Origin of the sequence: Vibrio celticus, assembly GCF_024347335.1 — a bacterium.
GTDB lineage: Bacteria > Pseudomonadota > Gammaproteobacteria > Enterobacterales > Vibrionaceae > Vibrio > Vibrio celticus.
In genome coordinates this window covers 2,924,627-2,949,069 of record NZ_AP025463.1, presented here as the reverse complement: position 1 = coordinate 2,949,069, position 24,443 = coordinate 2,924,627, and the positions used below count along the sequence as shown (strand labels likewise).

Annotated in this window: 25 protein-coding genes and 1 pseudogene; 21 read left to right on the top strand and 5 right to left on the bottom strand. The window is 45.0% G+C overall.

Annotated features, from left to right (window positions below):
- The first annotated feature begins 72 nt into the window (after positions 1-72).
- The 3 genes from pstA (at position 73) to phoU (ending at position 3,374) form a co-directional block, all read left to right on the top strand.
- Positions 73-1,782 carry a phosphate ABC transporter permease PstA gene (gene pstA / locus OCV19_RS13275; RefSeq protein WP_065677894.1) on the top strand — a complete coding sequence of 570 codons (1,710 nt, stop codon included), beginning with the start codon at positions 73-75 and terminating at the stop codon, positions 1,780-1,782.
- Entirely contained in the window at positions 1,783-2,601 is an 819-nt protein-coding gene (gene pstB, locus OCV19_RS13270; RefSeq protein WP_009848269.1) for a phosphate ABC transporter ATP-binding protein PstB, read from the top strand.
- A 74-nt stretch (positions 2,602-2,675) separates the two neighbouring features.
- The gene (gene phoU, locus OCV19_RS13265) at positions 2,676-3,374 is read left to right on the top strand and encodes a phosphate signaling complex protein PhoU (RefSeq protein WP_009848270.1); all 699 of its coding nucleotides are present in this window, start codon (positions 2,676-2,678) and stop codon (positions 3,372-3,374) included.
- A 9-nt stretch (positions 3,375-3,383) separates the two neighbouring features.
- Here the strand turns inward: phoU and OCV19_RS13260 are convergent.
- The 3 genes and pseudogenes from OCV19_RS13260 to OCV19_RS13250 all read right to left on the bottom strand — a co-directional run.
- A pseudogene (locus tag OCV19_RS13260) lies at positions 3,384-3,647 on the bottom strand (hypothetical protein); the annotation flags it as partial.
- A gap of 141 nt (positions 3,648-3,788) precedes the next feature.
- Positions 3,789-4,532 (bottom strand): copper homeostasis protein CutC, encoded by a 744-nt coding sequence (locus OCV19_RS13255; protein WP_065677893.1) that lies wholly within the window; start codon positions 4,530-4,532, stop codon positions 3,789-3,791.
- A gap of 311 nt (positions 4,533-4,843) precedes the next feature.
- Positions 4,844-5,452, bottom strand: a complete 609-nt coding sequence (locus OCV19_RS13250) for a peroxiredoxin C (protein ID WP_004740353.1) — start codon at positions 5,450-5,452, stop codon at positions 4,844-4,846.
- A 210-nt stretch (positions 5,453-5,662) separates the two neighbouring features.
- Here OCV19_RS13250 and OCV19_RS13245 point away from each other — a divergent pair, with 210 nt between their 5' ends.
- Positions 5,663-6,568, top strand: a complete 906-nt coding sequence (locus tag OCV19_RS13245) for a hydrogen peroxide-inducible genes activator (RefSeq protein WP_065677892.1) — start codon at positions 5,663-5,665, stop codon at positions 6,566-6,568.
- Positions 6,569-6,637: 69 nt separating this feature from the next.
- Here OCV19_RS13245 and OCV19_RS13240 read toward each other — a convergent pair whose 3' ends face one another.
- On the bottom strand, positions 6,638-7,084 hold the full coding sequence (locus OCV19_RS13240) for a CBS domain-containing protein (protein ID WP_017062524.1): 447 nt from the start codon (positions 7,082-7,084) through the stop codon (positions 6,638-6,640).
- A gap of 334 nt (positions 7,085-7,418) precedes the next feature.
- Between OCV19_RS13240 and queA the strand changes: the two genes are divergently transcribed.
- From queA to secF, 5 genes are all read left to right on the top strand, one after another.
- On the top strand, positions 7,419-8,471 hold the full coding sequence (gene queA, locus OCV19_RS13235) for a tRNA preQ1(34) S-adenosylmethionine ribosyltransferase-isomerase QueA (protein ID WP_048613454.1): 1,053 nt from the start codon (positions 7,419-7,421) through the stop codon (positions 8,469-8,471).
- A gap of 190 nt (positions 8,472-8,661) precedes the next feature.
- Positions 8,662-9,798 (top strand): tRNA guanosine(34) transglycosylase Tgt, encoded by a 1,137-nt coding sequence (gene tgt / locus OCV19_RS13230; protein ID WP_017056177.1) that lies wholly within the window; start codon positions 8,662-8,664, stop codon positions 9,796-9,798.
- A gap of 110 nt (positions 9,799-9,908) precedes the next feature.
- Positions 9,909-10,238, top strand: coding sequence for a preprotein translocase subunit YajC (gene yajC / locus OCV19_RS13225; protein WP_010440492.1), 330 nt, complete (start codon positions 9,909-9,911; stop codon positions 10,236-10,238).
- Positions 10,239-10,258: 20 nt separating this feature from the next.
- Positions 10,259-12,115 carry a protein translocase subunit SecD gene (secD, locus tag OCV19_RS13220; RefSeq protein WP_081322238.1) on the top strand — a complete coding sequence of 619 codons (1,857 nt, stop codon included), beginning with the start codon at positions 10,259-10,261 and terminating at the stop codon, positions 12,113-12,115.
- A 14-nt stretch (positions 12,116-12,129) separates the two neighbouring features.
- Positions 12,130-13,077, top strand: a complete 948-nt coding sequence (gene secF / locus OCV19_RS13215; RefSeq protein ID WP_017062837.1) for a protein translocase subunit SecF — start codon at positions 12,130-12,132, stop codon at positions 13,075-13,077.
- A 236-nt stretch (positions 13,078-13,313) separates the two neighbouring features.
- On the opposite strand, the gene suhB is transcribed toward secF, so the two are convergent.
- Positions 13,314-14,117: an inositol-1-monophosphatase gene (suhB, locus tag OCV19_RS13210; protein ID WP_017062836.1), complete on the bottom strand. Its 804-nt coding sequence runs from the start codon at positions 14,115-14,117 to the stop codon at positions 13,314-13,316.
- Between the two features lie 181 nt (positions 14,118-14,298).
- Here suhB and trmJ point away from each other — a divergent pair, with 181 nt between their 5' ends.
- From trmJ to OCV19_RS13150, 12 genes are all read left to right on the top strand, one after another.
- Positions 14,299-15,027 (top strand): tRNA (cytosine(32)/uridine(32)-2'-O)-methyltransferase TrmJ, encoded by a 729-nt coding sequence (gene trmJ, locus OCV19_RS13205; RefSeq protein ID WP_019822102.1) that lies wholly within the window; start codon positions 14,299-14,301, stop codon positions 15,025-15,027.
- Between the two features lie 116 nt (positions 15,028-15,143).
- Entirely contained in the window at positions 15,144-15,665 is a 522-nt protein-coding gene (gene iscR, locus OCV19_RS13200; protein ID WP_010440512.1) for a Fe-S cluster assembly transcriptional regulator IscR, read from the top strand.
- A 27-nt stretch (positions 15,666-15,692) separates the two neighbouring features.
- Entirely contained in the window at positions 15,693-16,907 is a 1,215-nt protein-coding gene (locus OCV19_RS13195; RefSeq protein WP_065677891.1) for an IscS subfamily cysteine desulfurase, read from the top strand.
- A 33-nt stretch (positions 16,908-16,940) separates the two neighbouring features.
- Positions 16,941-17,318: a Fe-S cluster assembly scaffold IscU gene (gene iscU / locus OCV19_RS13190; protein ID WP_004740340.1), complete on the top strand. Its 378-nt coding sequence runs from the start codon at positions 16,941-16,943 to the stop codon at positions 17,316-17,318.
- Between the two features lie 97 nt (positions 17,319-17,415).
- Complete coding sequence (gene iscA, locus OCV19_RS13185; RefSeq protein ID WP_010440519.1) at positions 17,416-17,739, top strand: iron-sulfur cluster assembly protein IscA; 324 nt, start codon at positions 17,416-17,418, stop codon at positions 17,737-17,739.
- 84 nt (positions 17,740-17,823) lie between these two features.
- The gene (gene hscB / locus OCV19_RS13180; protein WP_048608145.1) at positions 17,824-18,339 is read left to right on the top strand and encodes a co-chaperone HscB; all 516 of its coding nucleotides are present in this window, start codon (positions 17,824-17,826) and stop codon (positions 18,337-18,339) included.
- A gap of 22 nt (positions 18,340-18,361) precedes the next feature.
- A complete protein-coding gene (hscA, locus tag OCV19_RS13175; protein WP_059021420.1) occupies positions 18,362-20,212 on the top strand; it encodes a Fe-S protein assembly chaperone HscA in 1,851 nt (616 codons plus the stop codon).
- A 20-nt stretch (positions 20,213-20,232) separates the two neighbouring features.
- Positions 20,233-20,571 carry an ISC system 2Fe-2S type ferredoxin gene (gene fdx / locus OCV19_RS13170; RefSeq protein ID WP_017629863.1) on the top strand — a complete coding sequence of 113 codons (339 nt, stop codon included), beginning with the start codon at positions 20,233-20,235 and terminating at the stop codon, positions 20,569-20,571.
- A gap of 118 nt (positions 20,572-20,689) precedes the next feature.
- Positions 20,690-20,890: a Fe-S cluster assembly protein IscX gene (gene iscX / locus OCV19_RS13165; protein WP_065677890.1), complete on the top strand. Its 201-nt coding sequence runs from the start codon at positions 20,690-20,692 to the stop codon at positions 20,888-20,890.
- Between the two features lie 206 nt (positions 20,891-21,096).
- Positions 21,097-22,392 carry an aminopeptidase PepB gene (pepB, locus tag OCV19_RS13160; protein WP_065677889.1) on the top strand — a complete coding sequence of 432 codons (1,296 nt, stop codon included), beginning with the start codon at positions 21,097-21,099 and terminating at the stop codon, positions 22,390-22,392.
- 106 nt (positions 22,393-22,498) lie between these two features.
- Complete coding sequence (gene ndk, locus OCV19_RS13155) at positions 22,499-22,933, top strand: nucleoside-diphosphate kinase (RefSeq protein ID WP_016797173.1); 435 nt, start codon at positions 22,499-22,501, stop codon at positions 22,931-22,933.
- 290 nt (positions 22,934-23,223) lie between these two features.
- On the top strand, positions 23,224-24,366 hold the full coding sequence (locus OCV19_RS13150) for a bifunctional tRNA (adenosine(37)-C2)-methyltransferase TrmG/ribosomal RNA large subunit methyltransferase RlmN (RefSeq protein WP_019822113.1): 1,143 nt from the start codon (positions 23,224-23,226) through the stop codon (positions 24,364-24,366).
- The last annotated feature ends 77 nt before the right edge of the window (positions 24,367-24,443 follow it).

Below are 24,443 nucleotides of genomic sequence, written 5' to 3'. Positions count from 1 at the left end.
TCGCTTGACTAGCGTGTCCCGTGATCTTTGCTGCTCCTTGATTTCAGCACGCCAAGAGCAAGGTCGATCATGATGAATAAACTGAAGTCATTATTATCTTGGGTTAAATCGGGCTCTCCGTGGATCTGGCTTACGGGCGGGGCGGTGAGCATCAGTATGCTTTCTGTTCTTGGCCTAATGCTGCTGATTGGTTGGAAGGGCTTAACCTATTTTTGGCCCGCACCTTTGTATCAATGGCAAGTTGACTCCAAAGACTTATCGCTAGTGGTCGATCTTGACGAAACCGTATCAAAACAAGATGTATTGGTTGGTCAGTTATATGAACGAAAATACATCCCGATAGAGCAAGTTCCACAAGTCCATGATCTCTTGTCACCTCAAAATTTGTCTACTGGGCTAATACAGCGCTTAAGCATTAAAGTTGCCAACAGAGAGCTGTACCCTGCGGACTTTGTTTCCATACTGGATGTTAACTTACGTGAACCAACCACCCCGCTTGATTGGGTTGTGATTGAACGAAGTCGAGGTGGCTATTTCTTTGGTAAGCCGGTGGGTTTTAAAACTGCTTCTGGCACTTTTGACTCGAACATAGACCAAAAGCTCTCACAAGGTTTGGCGTTCGCTGATACATTACGTAAAGAAACGTCGCGTGTTGTGAACCAAGAAATTCGCAATATCAGCTGGCAATTGGAAAACCTGCGCTTAGAAAAGCGTAAGCTTGAACTCAATGAATCAGTGAGCGATGAATACCTTACAACCTATACTCAAACTAAACTGGAATTAAACCGCCAGTTAGGTGAAGCCGAAGTTAAGCTTGAGCACCTTAGAACGCAGCTTAATGTCGAAAGCTTGCTGGTTGAGGATATGACAGGCGAGCTGGTCGAGATTTCGCTCAGTCACATTCTGGATTATTGGTACCCAAATAATATGTCTTACCTAGAAAAGGTTGGGCATTGGGGCAAACAAGTTTGGAAGTTCTTATCAGAGAACCCTCGAGACTCAAACTCTGAAGGCGGTGTGTTTCCTGCGATCTTCGGCACTGTTCTGTTGGTTATTCTCATGTCGATCGTCGTGATGCCTCTTGGCGTGGTCGCTGCGATATATCTTCATGAGTACGCAAAAAACAACGCACTAACACGTTTGATTCGTATTGCTGTTATCAACCTAGCCGGTGTACCGTCGATTGTGTATGGCGTTTTTGGTTTAGGCTTTTTCGTTTATACCATTGGTGGCTCGATTGATACGTTGTTTTATGCAGAGCGATTACCCGCTCCGACATTTGGCACACCGGGTCTACTTTGGTCAGCACTAACCTTAGCGGTATTGACGCTTCCAGTGGTTATCGTAACTACTGAAGAGGGCTTAACGCGCATTCCTAGTGCAGTGAGGCACGGTTCATTAGCGCTTGGTGCGACTCAATTTGAGACGCTTTGGCGCATCGTTTTACCGATGGCAAGCCCAGCGATTATCACTGGTTTAATTTTGGCAATCGCGAGAGCCGCGGGGGAAGTTGCTCCACTCATGCTGGTGGGCGTTGTGAAATTAGCATCCAGCTTGCCAGTCGATGGTCAGTTCCCGTATCTACACTTAGACAGAAAGTTCATGCATTTAGGCTTCCATATCTATGATGTTGGTTTTCAAACTTCTAATATTGAAGCAGCACGACCTTTAGTGTATGCGACTTCATTTTTACTGGTTACGGTGATTGTTGGGTTGAACTTAACCGCTATCAATATCCGTAATAACTTGCGTGAAAAATACCGAACCTTAGGACAAGATTAGATGTTCTCGATTAATGAAACCTTGGGTTACCAAGCACCACTTGATGTACACAACCTGAAGGATGAGCAAATCGCTATCTCGATTGAAGGGCTGAATCTTTATTATAAAGAGAGCCAAGCACTCGATGATATTTCAATGCAGATCCCTAAGGGGCAGGTGACCGCGTTTATCGGCCCATCAGGGTGTGGTAAGTCGACTCTTCTGCGCTGCATTAATCGCATGAATGATCTTGTTGAAGGCTGTAAGGTTTCCGGGAAAGTGAAGCTTCATGGCAAGAATGTGTATCACCCTAAGGTGGATGTCGCGACTTTAAGACGCCGTGTCGGCATGGTATTCCAGCGACCGAACCCTTTTCCTAAATCTATCTATGAGAATGTGGTTTATGGTTTGAGGCTACAAGGCGTGAGTAACAGTCGAGACCTTGATGATGCGGTTGAGCGCTCTCTGCGTGCTGCTGCATTATGGGATGAAGTGAAAGACCGTTTGCATGAGAACGCCTTTGGTTTATCGGGTGGTCAACAGCAGCGTTTGGTTATCGCTCGTGCGGTTGCGATTGAACCTGAAGTGCTGTTGTTAGATGAGCCGACATCGGCACTGGATCCTATTTCTACTTTGACGATTGAAGAGTTGATCAACGATCTCAAAACCCAATACACAGTGGTGATTGTTACTCATAACATGCAGCAGGCAGCTCGCGTGAGTGACCATACTGCCTTTATTCATATGGGAAAATTGATCGAGTACTCAGATACGGACTCAATTTTTACGTCTCCATTGAAAAACCAGACAGAAGACTACATTACTGGTAGATATGGTTAACCTCTGCAAAGGTGTCATATAGAGCTAAGTCACTCTACAAAAATGGCTTTCTTCATTTCTTTAAAGGAGCAAGTATGCATTTCGGTCGCCACATTTCAGGGCAATTCAATGTCGAGTTAGAATCGATCCGTACTCATGTATTGACCATGGGCGGGTTAGTGGAGCAGCAACTCTCGTTTGCAATGCAGGCGCTTCATAAAGACGATGTTGAACTGGCTAAAAAAGTGATTCGTGATGACCATAAAGTGAATGCGATGGAAGTGTCGATTGATGAGGCCTGTACTCGAATCATTGCAAAGCGTCAGCCGACCGCAAAAGATCTGCGTTTGATTATGGCGATCATCAAAACGATTACCGACTTAGAACGTATTGGCGATGTTGCCTCTAAAATTGCGCAAGGTGCTATTGAGATCCCTTCAACCAAAGAGCAGAAATTCCACGTTTCGTTAGAGCCTCTTTGCCGTCAGGCTATCACCATGCTTCACCAAGTATTAGATGCTTTTGCTCGTATGGATGTAGATGCGGCAGCAGAAGTTCACAAACTTGATGACAAGTTGGATGCGGAGTACGAGGCTGTTATTCGTCAGTTAATGACGTATATGATGGAAGACCCTAAGAACATCCCTAATATTTTGCAGGTGATGTGGTCAGCGCGTGCGATTGAGCGAGTGGGAGACCGCTGCCAAAATATCTGCGAATACATTATTTACTTTGTGAAGGGTAAAGATGTACGCCACCTAGGCGATCAAAGCCTTGATGACGCACTCAAATAGAGCTTATCTTTAGAAGCTTATAATGGCACCAAGATTGAAATTGACCGTTGTGTCGTAAGGCACAAAGGTTTTATTGTGATCAAAAATATTCATATCAACACCAGCACGTAATCCAAGCATGGGTGTCGCTTGATAAACGTAGGCACCGCCTAGGCTTATACCATGTGTTGTTTTCTCTTCTACTTCGCCTGAGCGAGTTTTTGTACCGTCATAACTTGCCACACCAATCTCAGCTTGAAAGCCGTGGATTTGGTTTCTTCCAAACAAGTTTTGGTTCGTAACAGGTTTAAATCAAGAGAGCTGAATAAGTCTTTAGCCATATCTATCCATGAAAGTTATCTGCGCTATTAAATCTAATATACGTCAGTTAGATTAGTCAGCGAGGTTCTCTGGATTTATGTTAGTGGCTACCCCCTAGGCGATAAGGGCGGTTCTCACATCAGATATCTTACTCGTATCTGTCACTGGGATCTGATAATCATCAATATCATCACTGCCCATTTGAGCACTCGAGTTATTTTCCATTAGGCTCGGTCTTGTTGATTTACCTGAAAGGTGAAGTGCAGGTACTTGGGTAGCGCTTTGAATCATTTTGGCATTCGCAGCGTTAACGCCTGCCCCCGCCATGATATCAATTCGTCCATCGGCTTGTTTGACCATTGCTGCTAATACATCGATGCCTTGTTCGGCATTCACAGCAAGCCCTGATGTCAGGACTCTTTCGCATCCAAATGTAATCACCTGCTCTAATGCTGCTTGGTAATCAGAGCTTTGATCGATGGCTCTGTGGAAGGTAATCCCAAGCTTTAACGAGTGCGCTTTGTCAGCCAGTTGTTGCATTTTTGGCATATCGATACTTCCGTTAGGCGCTAACACACCAAGTACGACCCCATCCAATCCTGCATTTGCACAAGCTTCAATATCTTCAAGCATACAGAGCATATCGTCATCATCGAAAATGAAGTCGCCTTGTCTTGGGCGTATCATAGCGTAGACCGGAACCGACGAAATTCTTGCCGCTTGCTTCATCATTCCGAAGCTTGGAGTTAATCCGCCAAGTGCCAATGAAGAGCAAAGCTCAATTCGATTCGCGCCACCAGATAGTGCGTTATGAAGAGATTCTAAGTTATCGATACAGACTTCAATTTCGGTGTTCATCGTGTTTATCCGTTCAAAAAGATACTGATGAAATAATAGCAATCTAGATACGGACATGAATAGGCAGTACTAGAGGAAAATAGGGGTAAAGTTTGGGTTTAGAGCTACCTCAATTATGTATCACAAGAGACAGCTTACGGTGAAGGCTAGTGAGAAAACAAAAAGCCCGAAGCGTTAACGTCGGGCTTTTAATAGGACTTTACTTCTTAACTGATTGGCGGTGCGCTTTGCGCTATTAGCTTATGCTTTATGTCTCTTTATAGAGAGTCTTCCAACCATTAACCCGCGTTGAGTTCGGGCTTAAGAGGTAATTACTTGCTTAGGTCGTCAGCGTGCTCAGATAGGAATGCTGCAACACCTTTTGGAGATGCGTCCATACCTGATTTACCTTCTTCCCATTGTGCAGGACAAACTTCACCGTTCTTCTCGTGGAAGTTTAGTGCGTCTACCATGCGTAGCATTTCGTCGATGTTACGACCTAGTGGAAGATCGTTAACTACTTGGTGACGTACAAGACCGTCAGCGTCAATTAGGAAAGAACCACGGAAAGCAACGCCTGCTTCTGGGTGCTCAACATCGTATGCTTTGCAGATCTCGTGCTTAACGTCAGCAACTAGAGGGTATTTAACTTGACCGATACCGCCATCAGCGATAGCAGTGTTACGCCATGCGTTGTGAGAGAATTGAGAATCGATAGAAACACCGATTACTTCAACGCCTTTAGCTTGGAAATCTTCAAGACGGTTGTCGAAAGCGATTAGCTCTGAAGGACAAACGAAAGTGAAGTCTAGTGGGTAGAAGAAAACTACAGCTTTCTTACCTTTAGTGAATTCTGCGAAGTTGAAGTTATCAACGATCTCACCGTTACCTAGAACAGCTGCTGCAGTAAAGTCAGGGGCTTGACGACCTACTAGTACCATTTTGGAATCTCCTAAAAAATTAGTTGGCCCAACACATCTTTGTTTGGGCTCCGTTTCTACGGGACAAACTATAGTACAATCGGTACTATAGAAAAAAGCGAATTAAATAGATTAAGTTAATCGAAAAAAGCGATAAGCTTATTCTTTGTCCTGCCCTTAGGTCTTATGACCTTTACGTAACTTATCCTACTCATATTACAAAGTAATTTCATGAATAAATGGCCAAGTCTTAAGCAACTTCACTATCTTGTTACTCTTCACGAAACTCGTCATTTCAGTGATGCCGCAGATCGCTGCTTCGTCAGTCAATCTACGCTAAGTAAAGGCATTCAAAATCTGGAAGAACTCATCGGTTGCCCGCTTTATGAGAAGAAAGATAAAAAGAGCCCGCTGGTTTTCACGCAAGCCGGTGAGCTGGTGGTAAAGCACGGTCGAGAGCTACTAGCGAAAGGACAAGATCTCGTAGAGCTTGGAAATCTATGTAACGGGGATGCGATGCAAGGGCAGTTGCGAGTTGGGTGTATCCCTACTATTGCTCCTTTTCTTTTGTGCGATTTGGTACAAGAAGCGAACCAGCGCTTTCCACAATTAAATTTGCTGTTACGTGAGGATACAACAATCAACCTATTGGCTGCGCTGCGTCATGGAGACTTAGATGTGCTGATTCTGGCTTTGCCTGTTGATATCGACAATATGGAAAGCCAAGTTGTTGGGCAAGATCCGTTTAGAATGGTGATCAGTCGTAATCAAGCTGATGGTATTCGTGTTCCGATTAAATACGATGACCTGCCAGACGAATCTGTATTTTTGTTGGAGAACGAGCATTGCTTAACCGAGCATGCTGTGTCAGCTTGTAAGTTAACGGACAAAGAGAAGATAAACCCGTTCACAGCGACGAGCCTTCACACATTGGTGCAAATGGTCGCCAATGGCTTAGGAACCACCTTTATTCCTCAGATGGCGATCGACCATGGTTTATTGGAAAACCAAAATCTCGTTGTGATCGATCCTCCTGGTCAACAGGCCTACCGAGATATTGGCCTTGTCTGGCGACCAAGCTCTTCGCGTCGTGAGACATTCCATCAATTAGCGGATGTGGTGTCTGAGCTTTTATAATAACTCGCTTCGACAACAATCCCTCTGAGCGGCTGAATTGGCCGCTCTTCTTTATATCACTTCCGAGCGTTACTCTACTTCCGCTTCTTCTGGCTCGACTTCTTCTTGCAGCTCCAACAAATTGATCGCTATCGTGACAAAATCGCTGTCTGTAATAATGCCTACTAGTTCGTGGTTTTCTACGACAGGTAAACAGCCCACTTTATGTTTCTGCATATAGATAGCCGATTCTTTTAATCCTGCACGTGGCTCTACCGACATAACACTTTTGTGCATGATGTCGTTGAGGGGAGTAGCAAGAGTAAAAGATTGAGCTTGTGGGATGTTTTGTAGGCTGGATTCTTGAGCGGCTAGAACGTCTCGTTGTGTGACGACACCTAGTAGTTGCCTGTCGGAATCGACGACCGGAATATGGCGGATATCAAGTGCTTCCATCATGTGCTTAGCATCGGCCAGTGAGTGTGAGCGCAATAGGGTATGAGGGTTGCGAGTCATCATATCTTCAACCTTGATCATACGAACCTCCTTCTTTTTTATTTGTTGCTATTACTATAGTTTTTTATCCAAAAAATAACTGAGATCTGACGCATTCTTGGGTGAGTTTTATGCAACTAATTCTTTAGCTTGAGGAGGTGAATCAGTCGCATTATTTTACGCCTCTTTACAATAATCCAGTGCTGTAAACCTTGCTATTGCGGCTCGTGTGCCTATACTAACCCACTGCGAAATTTTTAGTCGTGTTTGCGATGTGTTTCTGGTAACGATTGACTTACCGTAACGATTATCCAGCAACTACGATTTATGATTCGTCAACGGCACAAATCTCATCAACTAAGACAAGACTAGACAAATGCAAGTTTCAGATTTTCACTTTGACCTACCAGATGAACTCATTGCTCGCTACCCTCAAGAGGAGCGCACAGCAAGCCGCCTGCTTAAATTAGATGGCAACAGCGGTAACCTAGCTGATGGTTCGTTTAAAGACGTTTTAGACTTGGTTGAGCCAGGCGATCTTGTTGTTTTCAATAACACTCGAGTGATTCCAGCTCGTGTATTTGGTCGCAAGGCATCAGGCGGTAAGCTTGAAGTGCTGGTTGAGCGTATGCTTGATGAGAAAAGCATTCTTGCGCATGTTCGTTGTTCTAAATCACCAAAGCCGGGTACTAAGTTGTTCCTTGGTGAGAACGATGAATATGAAGCTGAAATGGTGGCGCGTCACGATGCGTTATTCGAAATCCATTTCACATCCGATCAAAGCGTTTTAGAGATTCTTAACAGTGTTGGTCACATGCCACTGCCTCCTTACATCGATCGTCCTGATGAAGATGCAGATAAAGAGCGCTACCAGACTGTCTATAATGAAAAGCCGGGTGCGGTTGCAGCGCCAACAGCAGGCCTTCACTTTGATGACAAGCTAATGGCTGACATGAAAGAAAAAGGTGTTGAGTTTGCTTACGTAACGCTTCACGTTGGTGCTGGTACGTTCCAGCCAGTAAAAGTTGATAATATTAACGATCACCACATGCATGCTGAGTACGTTGAAGTGCCGCAAGAAGTGGTTGACGCCGTAGCTGCAGCAAAAGCTCGTGGCGGCCGTATTATTGCTGTTGGTACAACATCAGTACGCTCACTAGAAAGTGCAGCGCAAGATGCAGTGAAGAAAGGCACCGAACTCGTTCCTTTCTTTGGTGATACAGAAATCTTCATCTTCCCTGGCTATGAATACCAGTTGGTGGATTGCTTGATTACCAATTTTCACTTGCCAGAATCAACGCTGATTATGTTGGTGAGTGCATTTGCTGGCTACGACAATGTGATGGGCGCATACGATCACGCCGTGAAGAGCGAATACCGTTTCTTCAGCTACGGCGATGCTATGTTCATCAATAAGAAAACGAGCTAAGTTAAGCTGGTTTAAGCGATACAAAAATTTACGGGTGCTAGCAGTAAGCTAGGAGTCGGGCAGGGTGTCTGTCTAATCTCTCGCAAGGAATACGCGACCGCTCCTCATAGAACCCACTAGACTGAACTTTTGTTTGGCCTAAGGTTCTGAATTAACAGTCAGATTGTTTCTCTGGCATATTGGAGGCTTCGTGAAATTAAAATACGAACTTAAAAAAACTAATAGCGGCGCACGTCGTGGTCAACTTCAGTTTGAACGCGGTACCGTTGAAACCCCAGCATTCATGCCTGTAGGTACTTACGGTACTGTTAAAGGTATGACACCTGAAGAAGTAAAAGACACAGGTGCTGAAATCCTATTAGGTAACACATTCCACCTATGGCTACGTCCTGGCCAAGAAATCATGAAAATGCACGGTGACCTGCACGATTTCATGAACTGGCACGGTCCTATCCTAACTGATTCAGGCGGCTTCCAAGTATTCAGCCTAGGTGCAATGCGTAAAATCACTGAAGAGGGTGTTCATTTCCGTAACCCTGTAAACGGTGACAAGATCTTCATGGACGCTGAGAAGTCTATGGAAATCCAAAAAGATTTAGGTTCAGACATTGTAATGATCTTCGATGAGTGTACGCCTTACCCTGCGACACACAAAGAAGCAAAAGACTCAATGGAGATGTCTCTTCGTTGGGCTGAGCGTTCACGTAACCACTTCGACAAACTTGAAAACCCGAACTCACTGTTCGGTATCGTTCAAGGTGGCGTGTACGAAGACCTTCGTGATGTATCCGTTAAAGGCCTAACTGAAATTGGTTTTGACGGTTACGCAGTAGGCGGCCTAGCAGTAGGCGAACCAAAAGAAGATATGCACCGCATTCTTGAGCACACATGTCCTCAACTGCCAGAAGATAAGCCACGTTACCTAATGGGCGTAGGCAAACCGGAAGACTTAGTTGAAGGTGTTCGTCGTGGTATCGACATGTTTGACTGTGTAATGCCAACGCGAAATGCACGTAACGGCCACCTGTTTGTGACTGAAGGTGTGATCAAGATCCGTAATGCGAAGCATAAAACCGATACAACACCACTAGATTCAGAGTGTGACTGTTACACTTGTAAGAACTACAGCAAGTCGTACTTACACCATTTGGATCGTTGTAACGAAATCCTAGGTGCTCGACTGAACACGATTCATAACCTGCGTTTCTACCAACGAGTAATGTCAGACATTCGTCAGTCTATCGATGAAGACCGCTTTGAAGAGTTCGTTGCAGAGTTCTACGCAAGAATGGGGCGTGAAGTGCCACCACTAGGTAAAGAATCTTAGTATTTCTTTTTTGCGAGCCCTATCTCTCTTCCGAGTGATGGGGCTTGAAAATAAAGGGATGCGACCCAATTAGACAAACAATTACGAAAATATAATAGAGGATGTTTTAAATGTTTATTTCTCAAGCTCACGCAGCAGCAGAAGGTGCACCAGCAGGCGGCGGTTTCGAAATGCTTATCATGCTAGGTATGTTCGCTGTGATCTTCTACTTCATGATCTACCGTCCACAAGCTAAGCGTGTTAAAGAGCACAAGAACCTTATGTCTTCTATGGGCAAAGGCGATGAAGTTCTTACAAGCGGCGGCCTAATCGGCAAGATCACTAAGATTGCTGAAGACAGCGACTACGTTGCTATCGAACTGAACGCAAACAACGAAGTAGTTATCAAGAAAGACTTCGTTACAGCAGTGCTACCAAAAGGTACTCTGAAATCTCTATAAACAGCTAGAGGATCCTCGCTGTGCTAAACCGTTACCCGTTATGGAAGTATTTGATGGTGGTGTTTGCCATCGCTATCGCTGCGTTGTACGCACTTCCAAATATATACGGTGAAGATCCGGCAGTTCAAGTTACAGGGGCGCGCGGCGCCTCTGTAGATATGTCTACGCTGGATGCTGTCACCAATGCTCTTGAAGCAGAAAACCTTTCTACTAAATCCGTTGCTCTCGAAGACGGTTCCATTCTTGTTCGCTTTAACGACACAGATACGCAAATTAGTGCCCGTGATATCATCACAGAAGCACTAGGCGATGACGTTATCGTTGCTTTAAACCTAGCGGCTTCAACTCCTAATTGGCTTGAATCTATTGGTGCTGCACCAATGAAACTTGGTCTTGACCTACGTGGTGGTGTTCACTTCTTAATGGAAGTGGATATGGACGCTGCGATGGAAAAGCTGGTTGGCCAACAAGAAGAAGCATTCCGTAGTGAACTTCGTGAAGAGAAAATCCGTTACCGTGCGATTCGCCCATCTGGTAAAGATGCGGTTGAAGTTATTCTACGTAACGAAGAGCAGCTTGCTGAAGCGAAATCGCTACTGCAATCTAAGCACCAAGATATGACGTTTGTAGATTCTGAATCTAACGGCCGTTTCTCTTTGGTTGCAAGCTTTACAGAGGCTCGTCTTCAAGAAATCCGTAACTACGCGGTTGAGCAAAACATTACCATTCTACGTAACCGTGTTAACGAACTTGGTGTTGCTGAACCTTTGGTTCAACGTCAAGGCTCTAGCCGTATCGTAGTGGAATTGCCTGGTGTTCAAGACACGGCTCGCGCTAAAGAAATACTTGGTGCTACCGCGACGCTTGAGTTCCGTGAAGTGGATAGCAGTGCTGACTTAGCCGCTGCCGCTTCTGGTCGTGCCCCTGCGGGCAGCGAAATCAAGCAAGATCGTGATGGTCGTCCTGTGGTACTTAAGAAGCGCGTTATTCTAGGCGGTTCAAGTATTACTGATGCAAGCTCAAGTGTTGATGAATATGGTCGTCCTCAAGTTAACATCTCGCTAGACAGCGAAGGTGGTAGCAAGATGTCTGCATTCTCTCGTCAGAATATCGGTAAGCTAATGGCAACGGTATTTGCAGAGTACAAAGACAGCGGTCGTAAAACACCGGAAGGTCGAGTTATCTTAAGTAAGCACGAAGAAGTGATTAACCAAGCGACGATTCAATCTGCGCTAGGCCGTAACTTCCGTATTACTGGTATCGATTCAACGGCTGAAGCTCATAACTTGGCACTTCTACTGCGTGCTGGTGCATTGATTGCGCCTATCTCGATTGTAGAAGAACGTACCATTGGTCCATCTATGGGGCAGCAAAACATCGATATGGGTATCATGGCGATGGTTTGGGGTATGGCTGCTGTAATGCTGTTTACGCTGCTTTACTACCGTAGCTTTGGTCTGATTGCGAACGTTGCGCTAATGGCTAACTTGGTGTTGATTATCGGTGTTATGTCGATGATTCCGGGGGCTACCATGACCCTACCAGGTATTGCCGGTATCGTATTAACGGTTGGTATGGCGGTTGATGCGAACGTTCTGATCTTTGAGCGTATACGTGAAGAGCTTCGAGATGGACGCAGTCCACAACAAGCGATTCACCAAGGTTACGCGAACGCATTCAGCACAATCGCCGATGCCAACATCACCACACTACTAACAGCAATCATTCTATTTGCTGTGGGTACGGGTGCTATCAAAGGCTTCGCGGTAACGCTGTCTATCGGTATCTTGACTTCAATGTTTACAGCTATTATCGGAACACGTTGTATCGTGAACCTGATGTATGGCGGCAAACGCGTTAAAAAACTGTCGATCTAAGGCTAGGAATTAATATGTTTCAGATTCTAAAAGCAGACAAAATGATCGACTTTATGCGTTGGTCAAAGGTTGCCTTTGTTTTTTCTATCTTGATGATTGGTACTGCTATCTTCACCCTAACAACGAAATCGTTGAACTGGGGTCTAGATTTTACTGGCGGTACTCTGATTGAAGTTGGTTTTGAACAACCGGCACACCTTCCTGATATTCGTAGTGCACTAGAAGCCGAAGGCTTTGGTGATGCAACGGTACAGAACTTCGGTTCAGCTCGTGATGTGATGGTTCGTTTACGTCCACGTGATGGCGTAGCGGGCGAAACGCTTGGTAACCAAATCCTTTCTGCTATTGAGAATGGTACTGGTGAGCAAGTTGAAATGCGTCGTATCGAGTTCGTTGGTCCTAACGTGGGTGACGAATTAACAGAAGCGGGTGGCCTTGCTATCCTTGTTTCTCTTATCTGTATCTTGATCTACGTATCAGTGCGATTCGAATGGCGTTTGGCTGCGGGTGCAGTATTGGCACTGGCGCACGACGTTATCATCACTCTGGGTGTGTTCTCTCTAATGCAAATTGAGGTCGACCTTACAATCGTAGCAGCCTTGCTAACGGTCGTCGGTTACTCCCTCAACGATACCATTGTTGTATTCGACCGTATTCGTGAGAACTTCCGTAAGATGCGTAAGGGTGAAGCACCTGAAGTACTGAACAGCTCAATCACACAAACATTGAGCCGTACATTGATCACTTCTGGTACCACGTTATTCGTAGTTATCGCACTGTTCGTTCAGGGCGGCGCTATGATCCACGGCTTCGCGACTGCACTTCTATTGGGTATTACGGTTGGTACTTACTCTTCTATCTACGTTGCATCTGCACTAGCTATGAAGTTGGGTATTACGCGTGAACACCTAATGCCACCACAAGTGGACAAAGAAGGTGAAGAGTTTGACGAGATGCCTTAGGCCTTAGCTTAATACGTTTCGCTAAACCAAAAAACCGCTAGGCAACTAGCGGTTTTTTTACGTCTGTATCTTGTCGATAAGCTCAACACAATTTATTGGCGAATTGAGTTGCACATACTGTTAAGAGTCATATCTCGTATCTCTCAAATCGCAGATACAAAAAAGCCTCGCTATATAGCGAGGCTTTGGAATTTCTACTCTCCCTTGAAACAGGGAGCGTTAACGTAAGGTCTGAATTACTTCAGCATACCTTCGTTAGCGTTCTCACGAACGTGCTTAAGAATAGACTTAACACCACGTGCGCTTGAAGCAACAACATTACCAGAAGTCATGTAATCAGTACCGCCAGCAAAGTCAGTCATGATAGCACCAGCTTCACGAGCGATTAGATCGCCAGCCGCTAGATCCCATGGCTTAAGGCCAAGTTCTAGGTAACCATCAACACGGCCAGCTGCTAGGTAACATAGGTCAAGAGCAGGAGAACCTGTACGACGGAAATCAGCACAGTCGATGAATAGACCAGAGATGATCTTCATGAAAGATTCAGAGTGTTGTTTTTGCTTGAATGGGAAACCAGTCGCTAGAACAGTACCTTGAAGGTCTTTTAGTTGAGTAACACGCATACGAGCGTTGTTAAGTTGAGCGCCAGCGCCACGTTGAGCTGTGAATAGCTCGTTTAGCATTGGGTCATAAACACAAGCAACTTCTGTACGACCGTTCATGCGAACAGCGATAGATACAGAGAAGTGAGGGAAACCTTTTACAAAGTTGTTGGTGCCATCTAGTGGGTCAACGATCCATTGTACATCAGAGTCTTTACCTTCAGTCAGGCCTTTCTCTTCAGAAATAATGCTGTGCTCTGGGTAAGATGCTTTGATTGTCTCAATGATCATGTACTCAGCTTCTTGAGCAATGTTAGTAACGTAATCGTTGTTACCTTTTAGAGACGATTCGATCTTATCAGTTGTTTCTAGAGATTTAGCAATATGGTTGCCAGCTTTACGCGCAGCGCGTATCGCAATGTTTAGCATTGGATGCATATGGTTTTTCCCACAAGATGTTAAAGAACAATTTAAAGCGGCGGCGAGTATACCAAAGTTTCCGTAAAAGGGAAGTGGTTATTTTTTGAACTCTTGGTTTCACATTCCGTTAAGGGTCTGACCATTTTACTTTGCTATGTGTTAATATCTCGCGATTATTTTTAAAGTGGTGTCATATAGCATGTTAGACAATGTAAAAGTCGTTCTGGTTGGTACGTCTCATTCGGGAAATATCGGATCAGCAGCTCGCGCAATGAAAGTGATGGGTTTGAGTCAATTAGTTCTTGTAGACCCTCAATGTGAAGTTGACGAGCAGACCTTAGCACTGGCTGCGGGTGCAGGTGACATCGCAGAAAACGCGACCATCGTTTCTACATTAGACGAAGCCGTAAAAGACTGTGGTTTAGTGGTTGGTTCGAGTGCACGTTCACGTACGCTTGAATGGCCAATGCTTGAGCCTCGTGAGTGTGGACAAAAGTTTGCGATTGAAGGCCAAAAGCACCCAGTCGCATTAGTGTTCGGCCGTGAACGTACTGGCTTGACTAACGATGAGCTTCAGAAGTGCCACTTCCATGTATGTATCCCAGCTAACCCTGAATACAGCTCGCTAAACCTAGCAATGGCAGTGCAGACTCTGAGCTACGAAGTGCGTGTAGCTCACCTTGATATGGTCGCTAGCCAATATCAGCCACAGCAACAAGATGAGTACCCTCGTCACGAAGAACTAGAAATGTTCTATGAGCACCTTGAAAAAGTGATCATTGATACCCAATTTATCTCTAAGGATAAGCCGGGTCAGGTGATGAATAAACTACGTCGTCTGTTCAGTCGAGCTCGTCCAGAGTTGCAAGAGATCAACACTCTACGCGGCATTTTGACTTCAATTGAGAAGAGCAAAAGCGACAAATAAAGCCCGCACAAACAATAAGGGTGAATACCTGACTAAAATAGTCAACTAAATACTTGACCAATTTAGTCGGGTATGGGAAGATTCCAACCACATAAACAATGTGGATACGGTGTGATATGAAACTTACATCTAAAGGAAGATATGCGGTAACAGCTATGCTAGATGTAGCACTGCATTCGCAAAAAAGCCCAGTTCCTCTGGCTGATATTTCAGAGCGACAAGGCATCTCGTTATCTTACTTAGAACAGCTATTTTCTAAGTTACGTAAAGCTGGCTTAGTTGCTAGTGTTCGTGGTCCTGGCGGTGGTTACCGTTTAGGTGCTGAAGCGAGCGACATCGCTGTCGGAACTGTAATTGCTGCAGTAGACGAATCAGTTGATGCAACTAAGTGTCACGGTCGAGCAGATTGCCAAGGTGGCAGTCGTTGTTTAACTCACACTTTATGGCGTGATTTAAGCTCCCGAATCAGCAGCTTCTTAAACGACATTACGCTCGGTGAGCTAATGAAAGATAACGAAGTTTTAGAGATTTCTGATCGTCAAGATATCGATCTTGCGGTTAATAATGGTTTTGCACATAAAAATACGAGCACTACAACGATTAGTGCAGCACCTCACGGTGTTAATGCCCGCTCTTAGCGGTCAGTTTTTACATTGGAGTAGAAAATGAAACTGCCTATTTACTTTGACTATTCAGCTACATGCCCAGTCGATCCACGTGTTGCTGAAAAAATGGTTCAGTGCATGACGATGGACGGTAACTTCGGTAACCCTGCATCTCGTTCACACCGTTACGGCTGGCAGGCAGAAGAATCAGTAGATAATGCTCGTGAGCAAATTGCCGATCTACTAAATGCAGACCCACGTGAGATTGTTTTTACGTCAGGTGCTACAGAGTCAGATAACCTTGCTATCAAAGGTGCAGCGCACTTTTACGAGAAGAAAGGTAAGCACGTAATCACGTGCAAAACAGAACACAAAGCGGTTCTTGATCCATGTCGCCAACTAGAGCGTGAAGGTTTTGAGGTTACATACCTTGAGCCAGAAGCTAACGGCATCATCTATCTAGACAAGCTACAAGCTGCAATGCGTGAAGATACTGTTCTAGTTTCTATCATGCACGTAAACAACGAGATTGGTGTAATCCAAGATATCTCTGCAATCGGCGAATTATGTCGTGCACGTAAGATCATCTTCCACGTTGATGCGGCGCAGTCTGCGGGTAAAATCCCACTAGACGTAAAAGAGATGAAAGTAGACCTTATCTCTATGTCTGCACACAAAGCATACGGCCCTAAAGGCATCGGCGCTTTGTACGTTCGTCGTAAGCCACGTATTCGCCTAGAAGCGCAAATGCACGGTGGCGGTCATGAACGTGGTTTCCGTTCTGGTACTCTTGCTACTCACCAAATCGTGGGTATGGGCGAAGCTTTTGCCATCGCTAAACAAGACATGCAGAAAGATTACGATCACGCACTAGCACTTCGTGAGCGCCTATTGAAAGGTGTTCAAGATCTAGAAGCGGTAACAGTAAACGGCGACCTAGACCAACGTGTACCACACAACCTAAACGTGAGCTTCGCTTTCGTTGAAGGTGAGTCTCTGCTTATGTCTCTAAAAGACCTAGCAGTATCATCAGGTTCTGCATGTACATCAGCAAGCCTAGAGCCTTCATACGTTCTACGTGCTCTTGGTCTGAACGATGAACTGGCACACAGCTCAGTACGTTTCTCATTCGGCCGTTTCACAACGGAAGAAGAAATCGACTACGCGATTGCACAAATTCGTGTAGCGGTAAACAAATTACGCGACATGTCTCCTCTATGGGATATGTATAAAGAAGGGATTGATTTGAACACTGTTGAGTGGGCTCATCACTAATCTCACGGAAATAGAGGATTCGAGGTAACTATCATGGCATATAGCGAAAAAGTAATTGATCACTACGAAAACCCACGTAACGTAGGTTCGTTTGATAAAGAAGACCCAAGTGTAGGTAGCGGCATGGTTGGCGCACCAGCTTGTGGTGACGTAATGAAACTGCAAATCAAGGTAACGCCAGAAGGCATTATCGAAGATGCAAAATTCAAAACTTACGGCTGCGGTAGCGCAATCGCTTCTAGCTCACTAGTAACTGAGTGGGTTAAAGGTAAAAGTATTGATGAAGCAGCAGCTATCAAAAACTCTGAAATCGCAGAAGAGCTAGAGTTGCCACCAGTGAAAGTGCACTGTTCAATTCTTGCTGAAGATGCAATCAAAGCAGCAGTTGCGGATTACAAAAAGAAGCGTTAATCGTTTCATTAAGTAATCACAAAAAATAAGCAATATTTGGGAGCATCCTTTGTGCTCCCCCTGAGTTCTCAATTTATATAAAACACAAGGTTGTAGTATGGCCATCACCATGACAGATACGGCAGCAAGCCGAGTTCAAGCTTTCCTAGATAACCGAGGTAAAGGTATCGGGTTGCGCTTAGCGGTAAAAACTACTGGCTGTTCGGGTATGGCGTATGTACTGGAATTCGTTGACGAGCTTAACGAAGAAGACGAAGTGTTTGAGCATTCAGGTGTTAAGGTCATCATTGATCCAAAGAGCCTAGTTTACCTAGACGGTACTGAGCTTGATTACGTAAAAGAAGGCCTAAACGAAGGTTTTGAATTCAACAACCCTAACGCGAAAGGCGAATGTGGTTGTGGTGAGAGCTTCAACGTATAAACGCTTCAATCGTTAAGCGTTTATAGTGAGCGAAGAATAAAATTAGGCTCTGATTGAAGAGCCTAAACTTAGGACCACCGTTACATGAATCATTTCGAATTATTTGGGCTACCACTTCAGTTTCAACTGGATGGTAGCCTTCTTTCTTCTCAGTTTAGAGATCTGCAACGCCAATTCCACCCTGATAAATTTGCTACAGCTTCTGAGCGTGATCGCCTATTAGCCGTGCAAAAAGCTGCGCAAATTAACGATGCGTACCAGGTGTTGAAGAATCCAATCAGCCGAGCTGAATACCTGTTAGTGCAACATGGTGAGGATATTCGTGGTGAGCAGCAGACCCTGCAAGATCCTATGTTCCTAATGGAGCAAATGGAATTGCGTGAAGAGCTTGAAGACATCGCCGACAGTTCTGATCCTGAAGATGCTTTGTTTGCATTTGAAGGAAAGGTTAGCAAAATGTATAAACAACAATTAAGCGCTATCCAACAAGAACTAGACAGTGAGGCTTGGTTAGAAGCTGCAGACCGAGTAAGAAAGCTTAAGTTTATTGCAAAATTAAAGAATGAAATCGAGTTAGTTGAAGATCGTCTGATCGGCTAGTTCGTATAACAAGGACACATCCATGGCACTACTTCAGATTGCAGAACCAGGGCAAAGCGCCGCTCCTCACCAGCACAAGCTTGCTGTGGGTATTGATTTAGGTACAACAAACTCATTGGTTGCGGCAGTGCGCAGTGGTGAGGCGAGCACACTGGTTGATCAACAAGGTCGCAGTATTCTTCCTTCCGTTGTTCACTATACGTCAGAGTCGTACACGACTGGTGATGAAGCTCGTGCAAATGCACAGACAGATCCTAAAAATACCATTATCTCAGTTAAGCGACTAATCGGTCGTTCACTGTCAGATATTCAACAGCGATACCCATCTCTGCCATATCAATTTGAAGAAAGTGATAATGGTTTGCCTGTGATTCGCACAGAGCAAGGTAACAAGAACCCAATTCAAGTATCTGCAGACATTCTGCGAGCGCTAGGTCAACGTGCTGAGTCAACACTCGGTGGTGAGCTGTCTGGTGCTGTTATTACCGTTCCTGCTTACTTTGATGATGCACAGCGTGCTGGTACTAAAGACGCGGCGCAACTTGCTGGTCTTCACGTGTTACGTCTTCTTAATGAACCGACTGCTGCTGCGATTGCTTACGGCCTGGATTCAGGTAAAGAAGGAGTAATTGCTGTTTATGACTTAGGTGGTGGTACATTTGATATCTCTATCCTACGCCTATCGAAAGGCGTCTTCGAAGTTTTAGCAACAGGTGGTGACTCTGCATTAGGTGGCGACGACTTTGACCATTTAGTTGCGGATCATTTCCAAGAACAAATGGGCTTATCTGAGCTAACAGCAGAGCAGAATCGTATTCTTCTAGACGCCGCAACGGAAGCGAAGATTGGCTTATCTGAAGCGGAAAGCGTTGATGTTGACGTACTAGGTTGGTCTGGTTCATTAACTCGTGAAGAGTTTGAAGAGATCATCAAACCGCTGGTTAAGAAAACACTGCTTTCATGCCGTCGTGCACTAAAAGATGCGGAAGTAGACGCGGATGAAGTACTAGAAGTCGTGATGGTTGGCGGTTCAACTCGCACATTACTTGTACGTGAAATGGTCGGTGACTTCTTTGGTCGTACGCCACTAACCAGCATTAACCCTGATGAAGTGGTTGCGATTGGTGCATCGATTCAAGCGGATATCTTAGTCGGTAATAAGCCTGACTCAGAAATGCTACTACTTGACGTTATCCCTCTGTCTCTAGGTATCGAAACCATGGGCGGCTTGGTAGAAAAGATCATCCCTCGTAATACCACGATTCCAGTTGCTCGCGCACAAGAATTTACCACGTTCAAAGACGGTCAAACTGCAATGACAGTACACACCGTTCAAGGTGAACGTGAGATGGTTGACGACTGTCGTTCACTGGCTCGATTTGCTTTGAAAGGCATTCCGCCGATGACTGCAGGGGCAGCTCATATTCGTGTTACTTACCAAGTAGATGCTGATGGCCTGCTATCGGTTACCGCAATGGAGAAGAGCACTGGCGTTCAAGCTGAAATCCAAGTTAAGCCTTCTTACGGTCTAAGCGACAACGAAGTGGCTAGCATGCTGAAAGACTCGATGACGTTTGCAAAAGAAGACATGCAAGCGCGTGCTCTTGCTGAGCAACGCGTAGAAGCGGATCGCGTGATCGAAGGCCTTATCGCTGCAATGCAAGCCGACGGTGACGAGCTGCTTGATGAGCAAGGCAAACAACAACTTGTTCAAGCGATTGAAGCACTGATTGAAGTGCGTAATGGCGACAACGCTGATGCCATTGAACTAGAAATTAAGAATACCGACAAAGCGAGCCAAGACTTTGCTTCTCGTCGTATGGATAAATCAATTCGTGCTGCACTGTCAGGTCAGTCAGTCGATAATATTTAATAGTTAGAGAATAGATAAACATGCCAAAGATTATTGTTTTACCTCACGAAGATCTATGTCCAGAAGGCGCTGTTTTAGAAGCAAAAACTGGTGAGACGGTTCTTGATGTTGCATTGAAGGCCGGTATTGGTATTGAACACGCATGTGAAAAATCGTGTGCATGTACAACATGTCACGTCGTGATTCGTGAAGGCTTCGATTCTTTAGAAGAGAGTGATGACCTAGAAGACGACATGCTAGATAAGGCATGGGGCTTAGAGATGGAATCTCGCCTTGGTTGCCAAGCAAAAGTGGCTAACGAAGATCTTGTAGTAGAGATTCCAAAGTACACATTGAACCTAGCGTCTGAAGATCACTAAGAACTTCTCTACAGTCATGGTGGTTTCGCCATGACTGAGATAACGGTTTAAAAAAACTGGCCTAGAATATAGATCATAAAAGGTGACAGAGCGTCGCTAATAAATATAAGGAAGTGTTATGAACTTGAAGTGGATTGATTCGCGAGACATCGCAATTGAGCTATGTGATTTGTACCCTGATACTGATCCTAAAACGGTACGTTTTACCGATCTGCATCAATGGGTGCTAGACCTTGAAGAGTTTGATGACGAGCCTAACCACTCGAATGAAAAAATCTTAGAGGCTATTATTTTGTGCTGGATGGATGAGATGGATTAATCCTCTTATCTGATGATTTGGTCGCGGGTTGGCATCAGTCCAATATAAAACGCAGCCAAGTTAACAATTCTTACTAAAAAAAGCGGACCTTATGGTCCGTTTTTTTATCAAAATGACATTTTCCTCCTACATAATGCTAACATCAGTGCACTAATAAAAAATAATCAGAATCACACTCTCGAAGTGGTTCATGACAAGGAGAAATCATGTCTACACAGATGTCAGTATTTTTAAGTCAAGAAGCTGCCCAGCCTCAGTGGGGAGTAAGAGCTATTTTATCGTTCTCAGAAGCGGGAGCGACAATTCACATTGGTGAAGGCCACGATCTAGGCGCAGTTCAACGTGCGGGTCGTACGCTTGACGGACAAGGTATCGCATTCGTTTCACTTCGTGGTGAAGGTTGGGATCTAGAAAGCGTTTGGGCTTTCTACCAAGGCTACCGTGGACCAAAGAAAAAGAATGCATTGGAATGGGATGCACTTTCAGAAGCCGATCAAACAGAGCTTGAAGCTCGTATTCGCGCAACTGACTGGACGCGTGACATTATCAATAAAACCGCTGAAGAAGTGGCACCTCGCCAACTTGCGACCATGGCTGCTGAATACATCAAGTCAGTGGCGCCAGCGGGCACTGTTAAAGCGAAGATCGTTAAAGACAAAGATCTACTAACAGAAGGTTGGGAAGGCATCTACGCGGTCGGCCGCGGCTCTGAGCGTACATCAGCAATGCTGCAACTGGACTTCAACCCAACTGGCGACGAAAACGCACCTGTATTTGCTTGTTTAGTCGGTAAAGGTATTACGTTCGATTCGGGCGGTTACAGCATCAAACCAGGCCAATTCATGACAGCAATGAAAGCTGACATGGGTGGTGCAGCAACGATTACGGGTGGTTTAGGTCTTGCGATTGAACGTGGTCTGAACAAGCGCATCAAGCTTATCTTATGTTGTGCAGAGAACATGATCTCTGGTCGCGCATTGAAGCTTGGCGATATCATTACCTACAAAAACGGTAAGACAGTTGAGATCATGAACACCGATGCGGAAGGTCGCTTGGTGCTGGCTGATGGCCTAATGTACGCAAGTGCACAAAGCCCAGAGCTGATCATCGATTGTGCAACACTAACAGGCGCGGCTAAAAACGCACTAGGTAACGACTACCATGCACTATTAAGCTTTGATGATGAGTTATCTCACCAAGCGCTAACGGCGGCAAACCAAGAGAAAGAAGGCTTATGGCCGCTGCCTCTTGCTGATTTCCACCGTGGTATGTTGCCTTCAAACTTTGCTGATCTTTCAAACATCAGCACGGGTGATTACACACCGGGTGCAAGTACAGCAGCGGCATTCCTTTCTTACTTTGTAGATGATTACAAAAAAGGTTGGATTCATATGGATTGCGCGGGTACTTACCGTAAGTCAGCAAGTGACAAGTGGGCGGCAGGCGCAACGGGTATGGGCGTTCGCACACTGGCTCGTCTTCTTATCGACCAAGCAAAATAATAATAAGGATGAGCGGTATTTTGTGCCGCTCATTCATAAAGCTCAGATCGAAAGATCTCAGTAATTTCAGTATTTAATAACAAAAAAATGAAGTGAAGGAATCCCTATGGCTCTAGAAAGAACGTTCTCAATTGTTAAGCCGGATGCAGTTAAGCGTAACCTTGTTGGTGAAATCTACCACCGTATCGAAAAAGCAGGCCTAGAAATTATTGCTGCTAAGATGGTTCGTCTAACTGAAGAGCAAGCGAGTGGCTTCTACGCTGAACACGAAGGTAAAGAGTTCTTCCCGGCTCTTAAAGAGTTTATGACTTCTGGTCCTATCATGGTTCAAGTGCTTGAAGGCGAAAACGCTATCGCTCGTTACCGTGAGCTTATGGGTAAAACAAACCCAGAAGAAGCGGCATGTGGCACTATCCGTGCTGACTACGCAATCAGCATGCGTTACAACTCAGTACACGGCAGCGACAGCCCTGAGTCTGCAGCTCGCGAAATCGAATTCTTCTTCCCAGAATCTGAAATTTGCCCACGCCCAGCTCAATAATCGGCACAGCAAATGATTCTAAAGGCTTCACTTCGGTGAGGCCTTTTTTGTAAGTGGATTTACGCTCTCGATAATCAATTTGGTCGTCATTCCCGAAAGCGACGAAGGAGCGTAAACGGGAATCTTTTGTTTAAATTGGCTAATATCAGGCCGATAAGCACAATTGTTCAAGTTTTAATCGCTTAAGTTTGAATGTCTTAATAAACACAGGGTTTTACAATGCTTGTTGAAGTTGCGTAAAGCCTGTACAATTCGCGCCCTTAATTATTGTTCCGTCATTGAGAGGCATCATGACCACAGCTAAAGTCAATCTACTCGATTTTGATCGTAAAGGTCTTCGTAAATTTTTCACAGAAGAACTGAATGAGAAAGCGTTTCGAGCAGAGCAAGTGATGAAGTGGATTTATCACTTCGGTGTCGATGACTTCGAACAAATGAACAACATCAACAAAAAGTTACGTGAGAAACTTCAACGTCGCTGTGAAATTGTGGCACCTGTTGTTTCTGAAGCTCAACACTCTTCAGATGGCACAATTAAATGGGCGATGAGCGTTGGCGACCAAGACGTTGAAACGGTATACATCCCAGATGGTGACCGTGCGACGCTGTGTGTATCTTCACAGGTTGGTTGTGCTCTTGAATGTAAGTTCTGCTCTACAGCTCAACAAGGCTTTAACCGTAACCTAAAAGTTTCAGAGATTGTTGGCCAAATCTGGCGTGCATCTCGCGAAATCGGCTTAGAAAAAGAAACCGGTCGCCGTCCAATTACTAACGTTGTAATGATGGGTATGGGCGAACCTCTATTGAACATGAAGAACCTAATGCCATCATTAGAAATCATGCTTGATGATCTAGGTTTCGCACTGTCTAAGCGTCGTGTAACCGTATCAACTTCTGGTGTTGTTTCTGGCCTTGACCAAATGACAGACAACATCGATGTCGCATTGGCTATTTCTCTACATGCGCCAAACGATGCACTACGTAGCCAAATCATGCCGATCAACGACCGTTGGGATATCCAAGACTTCCTAGCATCTGTTCGTCGTTACATTGCATCTTCAAATGCTAACCGCGGTAAAGTAACGGTTGAGTACGTGCTATTGGATCATGTGAATGACGACATGGACCACGCACGTGAACTTGCAGAGCTAATGAAAGAGACGCCTTGTAAGATCAACTTGATTCCATTCAACCCTTACCCGGGTTCGCCTTATAAGAAGCCAAGCAACTCTCGTATTGATCGCTTCCAAAAAACGCTGATGGAATACAACTACACAGTAACCGTTCGTAAGACTCGTGGTGATGATATTGATGCCGCGTGTGGTCAGTTAGTCGGTGATGTGATTGATAGAACCAAACGCACCAAAATGATCAAAGCAGCCTCTGAAGCGAACTTGATTGCCGGTGGTGTGATTGAAGTAAAAGCGGTATAAAACGCGATTAGAACCTAAACAAGCCAGAAGTCTTACTTCTGGCTTGTTGCTTTTCTGGGGTACAGTTTTTGATTTTT

What these genes read in the sequence shown, in the direction of transcription:
- ndk (WP_016797173.1), top strand. Translation starts at nt 22,499, where the DNA reads ATGGCTCTAGAAAGAACGTTCTCAATTGTTAAGCCGGATGCAGTTAAG.
- yajC (WP_010440492.1), top strand. Translation starts at nt 9,909, where the DNA reads ATGTTTATTTCTCAAGCTCACGCAGCAGCAGAAGGTGCACCAGCAGGC.
- secF (WP_017062837.1), top strand. Translation starts at nt 12,130, where the DNA reads ATGTTTCAGATTCTAAAAGCAGACAAAATGATCGACTTTATGCGTTGG.
- OCV19_RS13195 (WP_065677891.1), top strand. Translation starts at nt 15,693, where the DNA reads ATGAAACTGCCTATTTACTTTGACTATTCAGCTACATGCCCAGTCGAT.
- hscA (WP_059021420.1), top strand. Translation starts at nt 18,362, where the DNA reads ATGGCACTACTTCAGATTGCAGAACCAGGGCAAAGCGCCGCTCCTCAC.
- hscB (WP_048608145.1), top strand. Translation starts at nt 17,824, where the DNA reads ATGAATCATTTCGAATTATTTGGGCTACCACTTCAGTTTCAACTGGAT.
- iscX (WP_065677890.1), top strand. Translation starts at nt 20,690, where the DNA reads ATGAACTTGAAGTGGATTGATTCGCGAGACATCGCAATTGAGCTATGT.
- OCV19_RS13250 (WP_004740353.1), bottom strand. Translation starts at nt 5,452, where the DNA reads ATGGTACTAGTAGGTCGTCAAGCCCCTGACTTTACTGCAGCAGCTGTT.
- OCV19_RS13240 (WP_017062524.1), bottom strand. Translation starts at nt 7,084, where the DNA reads ATGATCAAGGTTGAAGATATGATGACTCGCAACCCTCATACCCTATTG.
- pstB (WP_009848269.1), top strand. Translation starts at nt 1,783, where the DNA reads ATGTTCTCGATTAATGAAACCTTGGGTTACCAAGCACCACTTGATGTA.
- suhB (WP_017062836.1), bottom strand. Translation starts at nt 14,117, where the DNA reads ATGCATCCAATGCTAAACATTGCGATACGCGCTGCGCGTAAAGCTGGC.
- queA (WP_048613454.1), top strand. Translation starts at nt 7,419, where the DNA reads ATGCAAGTTTCAGATTTTCACTTTGACCTACCAGATGAACTCATTGCT.
- trmJ (WP_019822102.1), top strand. Translation starts at nt 14,299, where the DNA reads ATGTTAGACAATGTAAAAGTCGTTCTGGTTGGTACGTCTCATTCGGGA.
- OCV19_RS13255 (WP_065677893.1), bottom strand. Translation starts at nt 4,532, where the DNA reads ATGAACACCGAAATTGAAGTCTGTATCGATAACTTAGAATCTCTTCAT.
- pepB (WP_065677889.1), top strand. Translation starts at nt 21,097, where the DNA reads ATGTCTACACAGATGTCAGTATTTTTAAGTCAAGAAGCTGCCCAGCCT.
- pstA (WP_065677894.1), top strand. Translation starts at nt 73, where the DNA reads ATGAATAAACTGAAGTCATTATTATCTTGGGTTAAATCGGGCTCTCCG.
- OCV19_RS13245 (WP_065677892.1), top strand. Translation starts at nt 5,663, where the DNA reads ATGAATAAATGGCCAAGTCTTAAGCAACTTCACTATCTTGTTACTCTT.
- fdx (WP_017629863.1), top strand. Translation starts at nt 20,233, where the DNA reads ATGCCAAAGATTATTGTTTTACCTCACGAAGATCTATGTCCAGAAGGC.
- iscR (WP_010440512.1), top strand. Translation starts at nt 15,144, where the DNA reads ATGAAACTTACATCTAAAGGAAGATATGCGGTAACAGCTATGCTAGAT.
- OCV19_RS13150 (WP_019822113.1), top strand. Translation starts at nt 23,224, where the DNA reads ATGACCACAGCTAAAGTCAATCTACTCGATTTTGATCGTAAAGGTCTT.
- iscA (WP_010440519.1), top strand. Translation starts at nt 17,416, where the DNA reads ATGGCCATCACCATGACAGATACGGCAGCAAGCCGAGTTCAAGCTTTC.
- iscU (WP_004740340.1), top strand. Translation starts at nt 16,941, where the DNA reads ATGGCATATAGCGAAAAAGTAATTGATCACTACGAAAACCCACGTAAC.
- phoU (WP_009848270.1), top strand. Translation starts at nt 2,676, where the DNA reads ATGCATTTCGGTCGCCACATTTCAGGGCAATTCAATGTCGAGTTAGAA.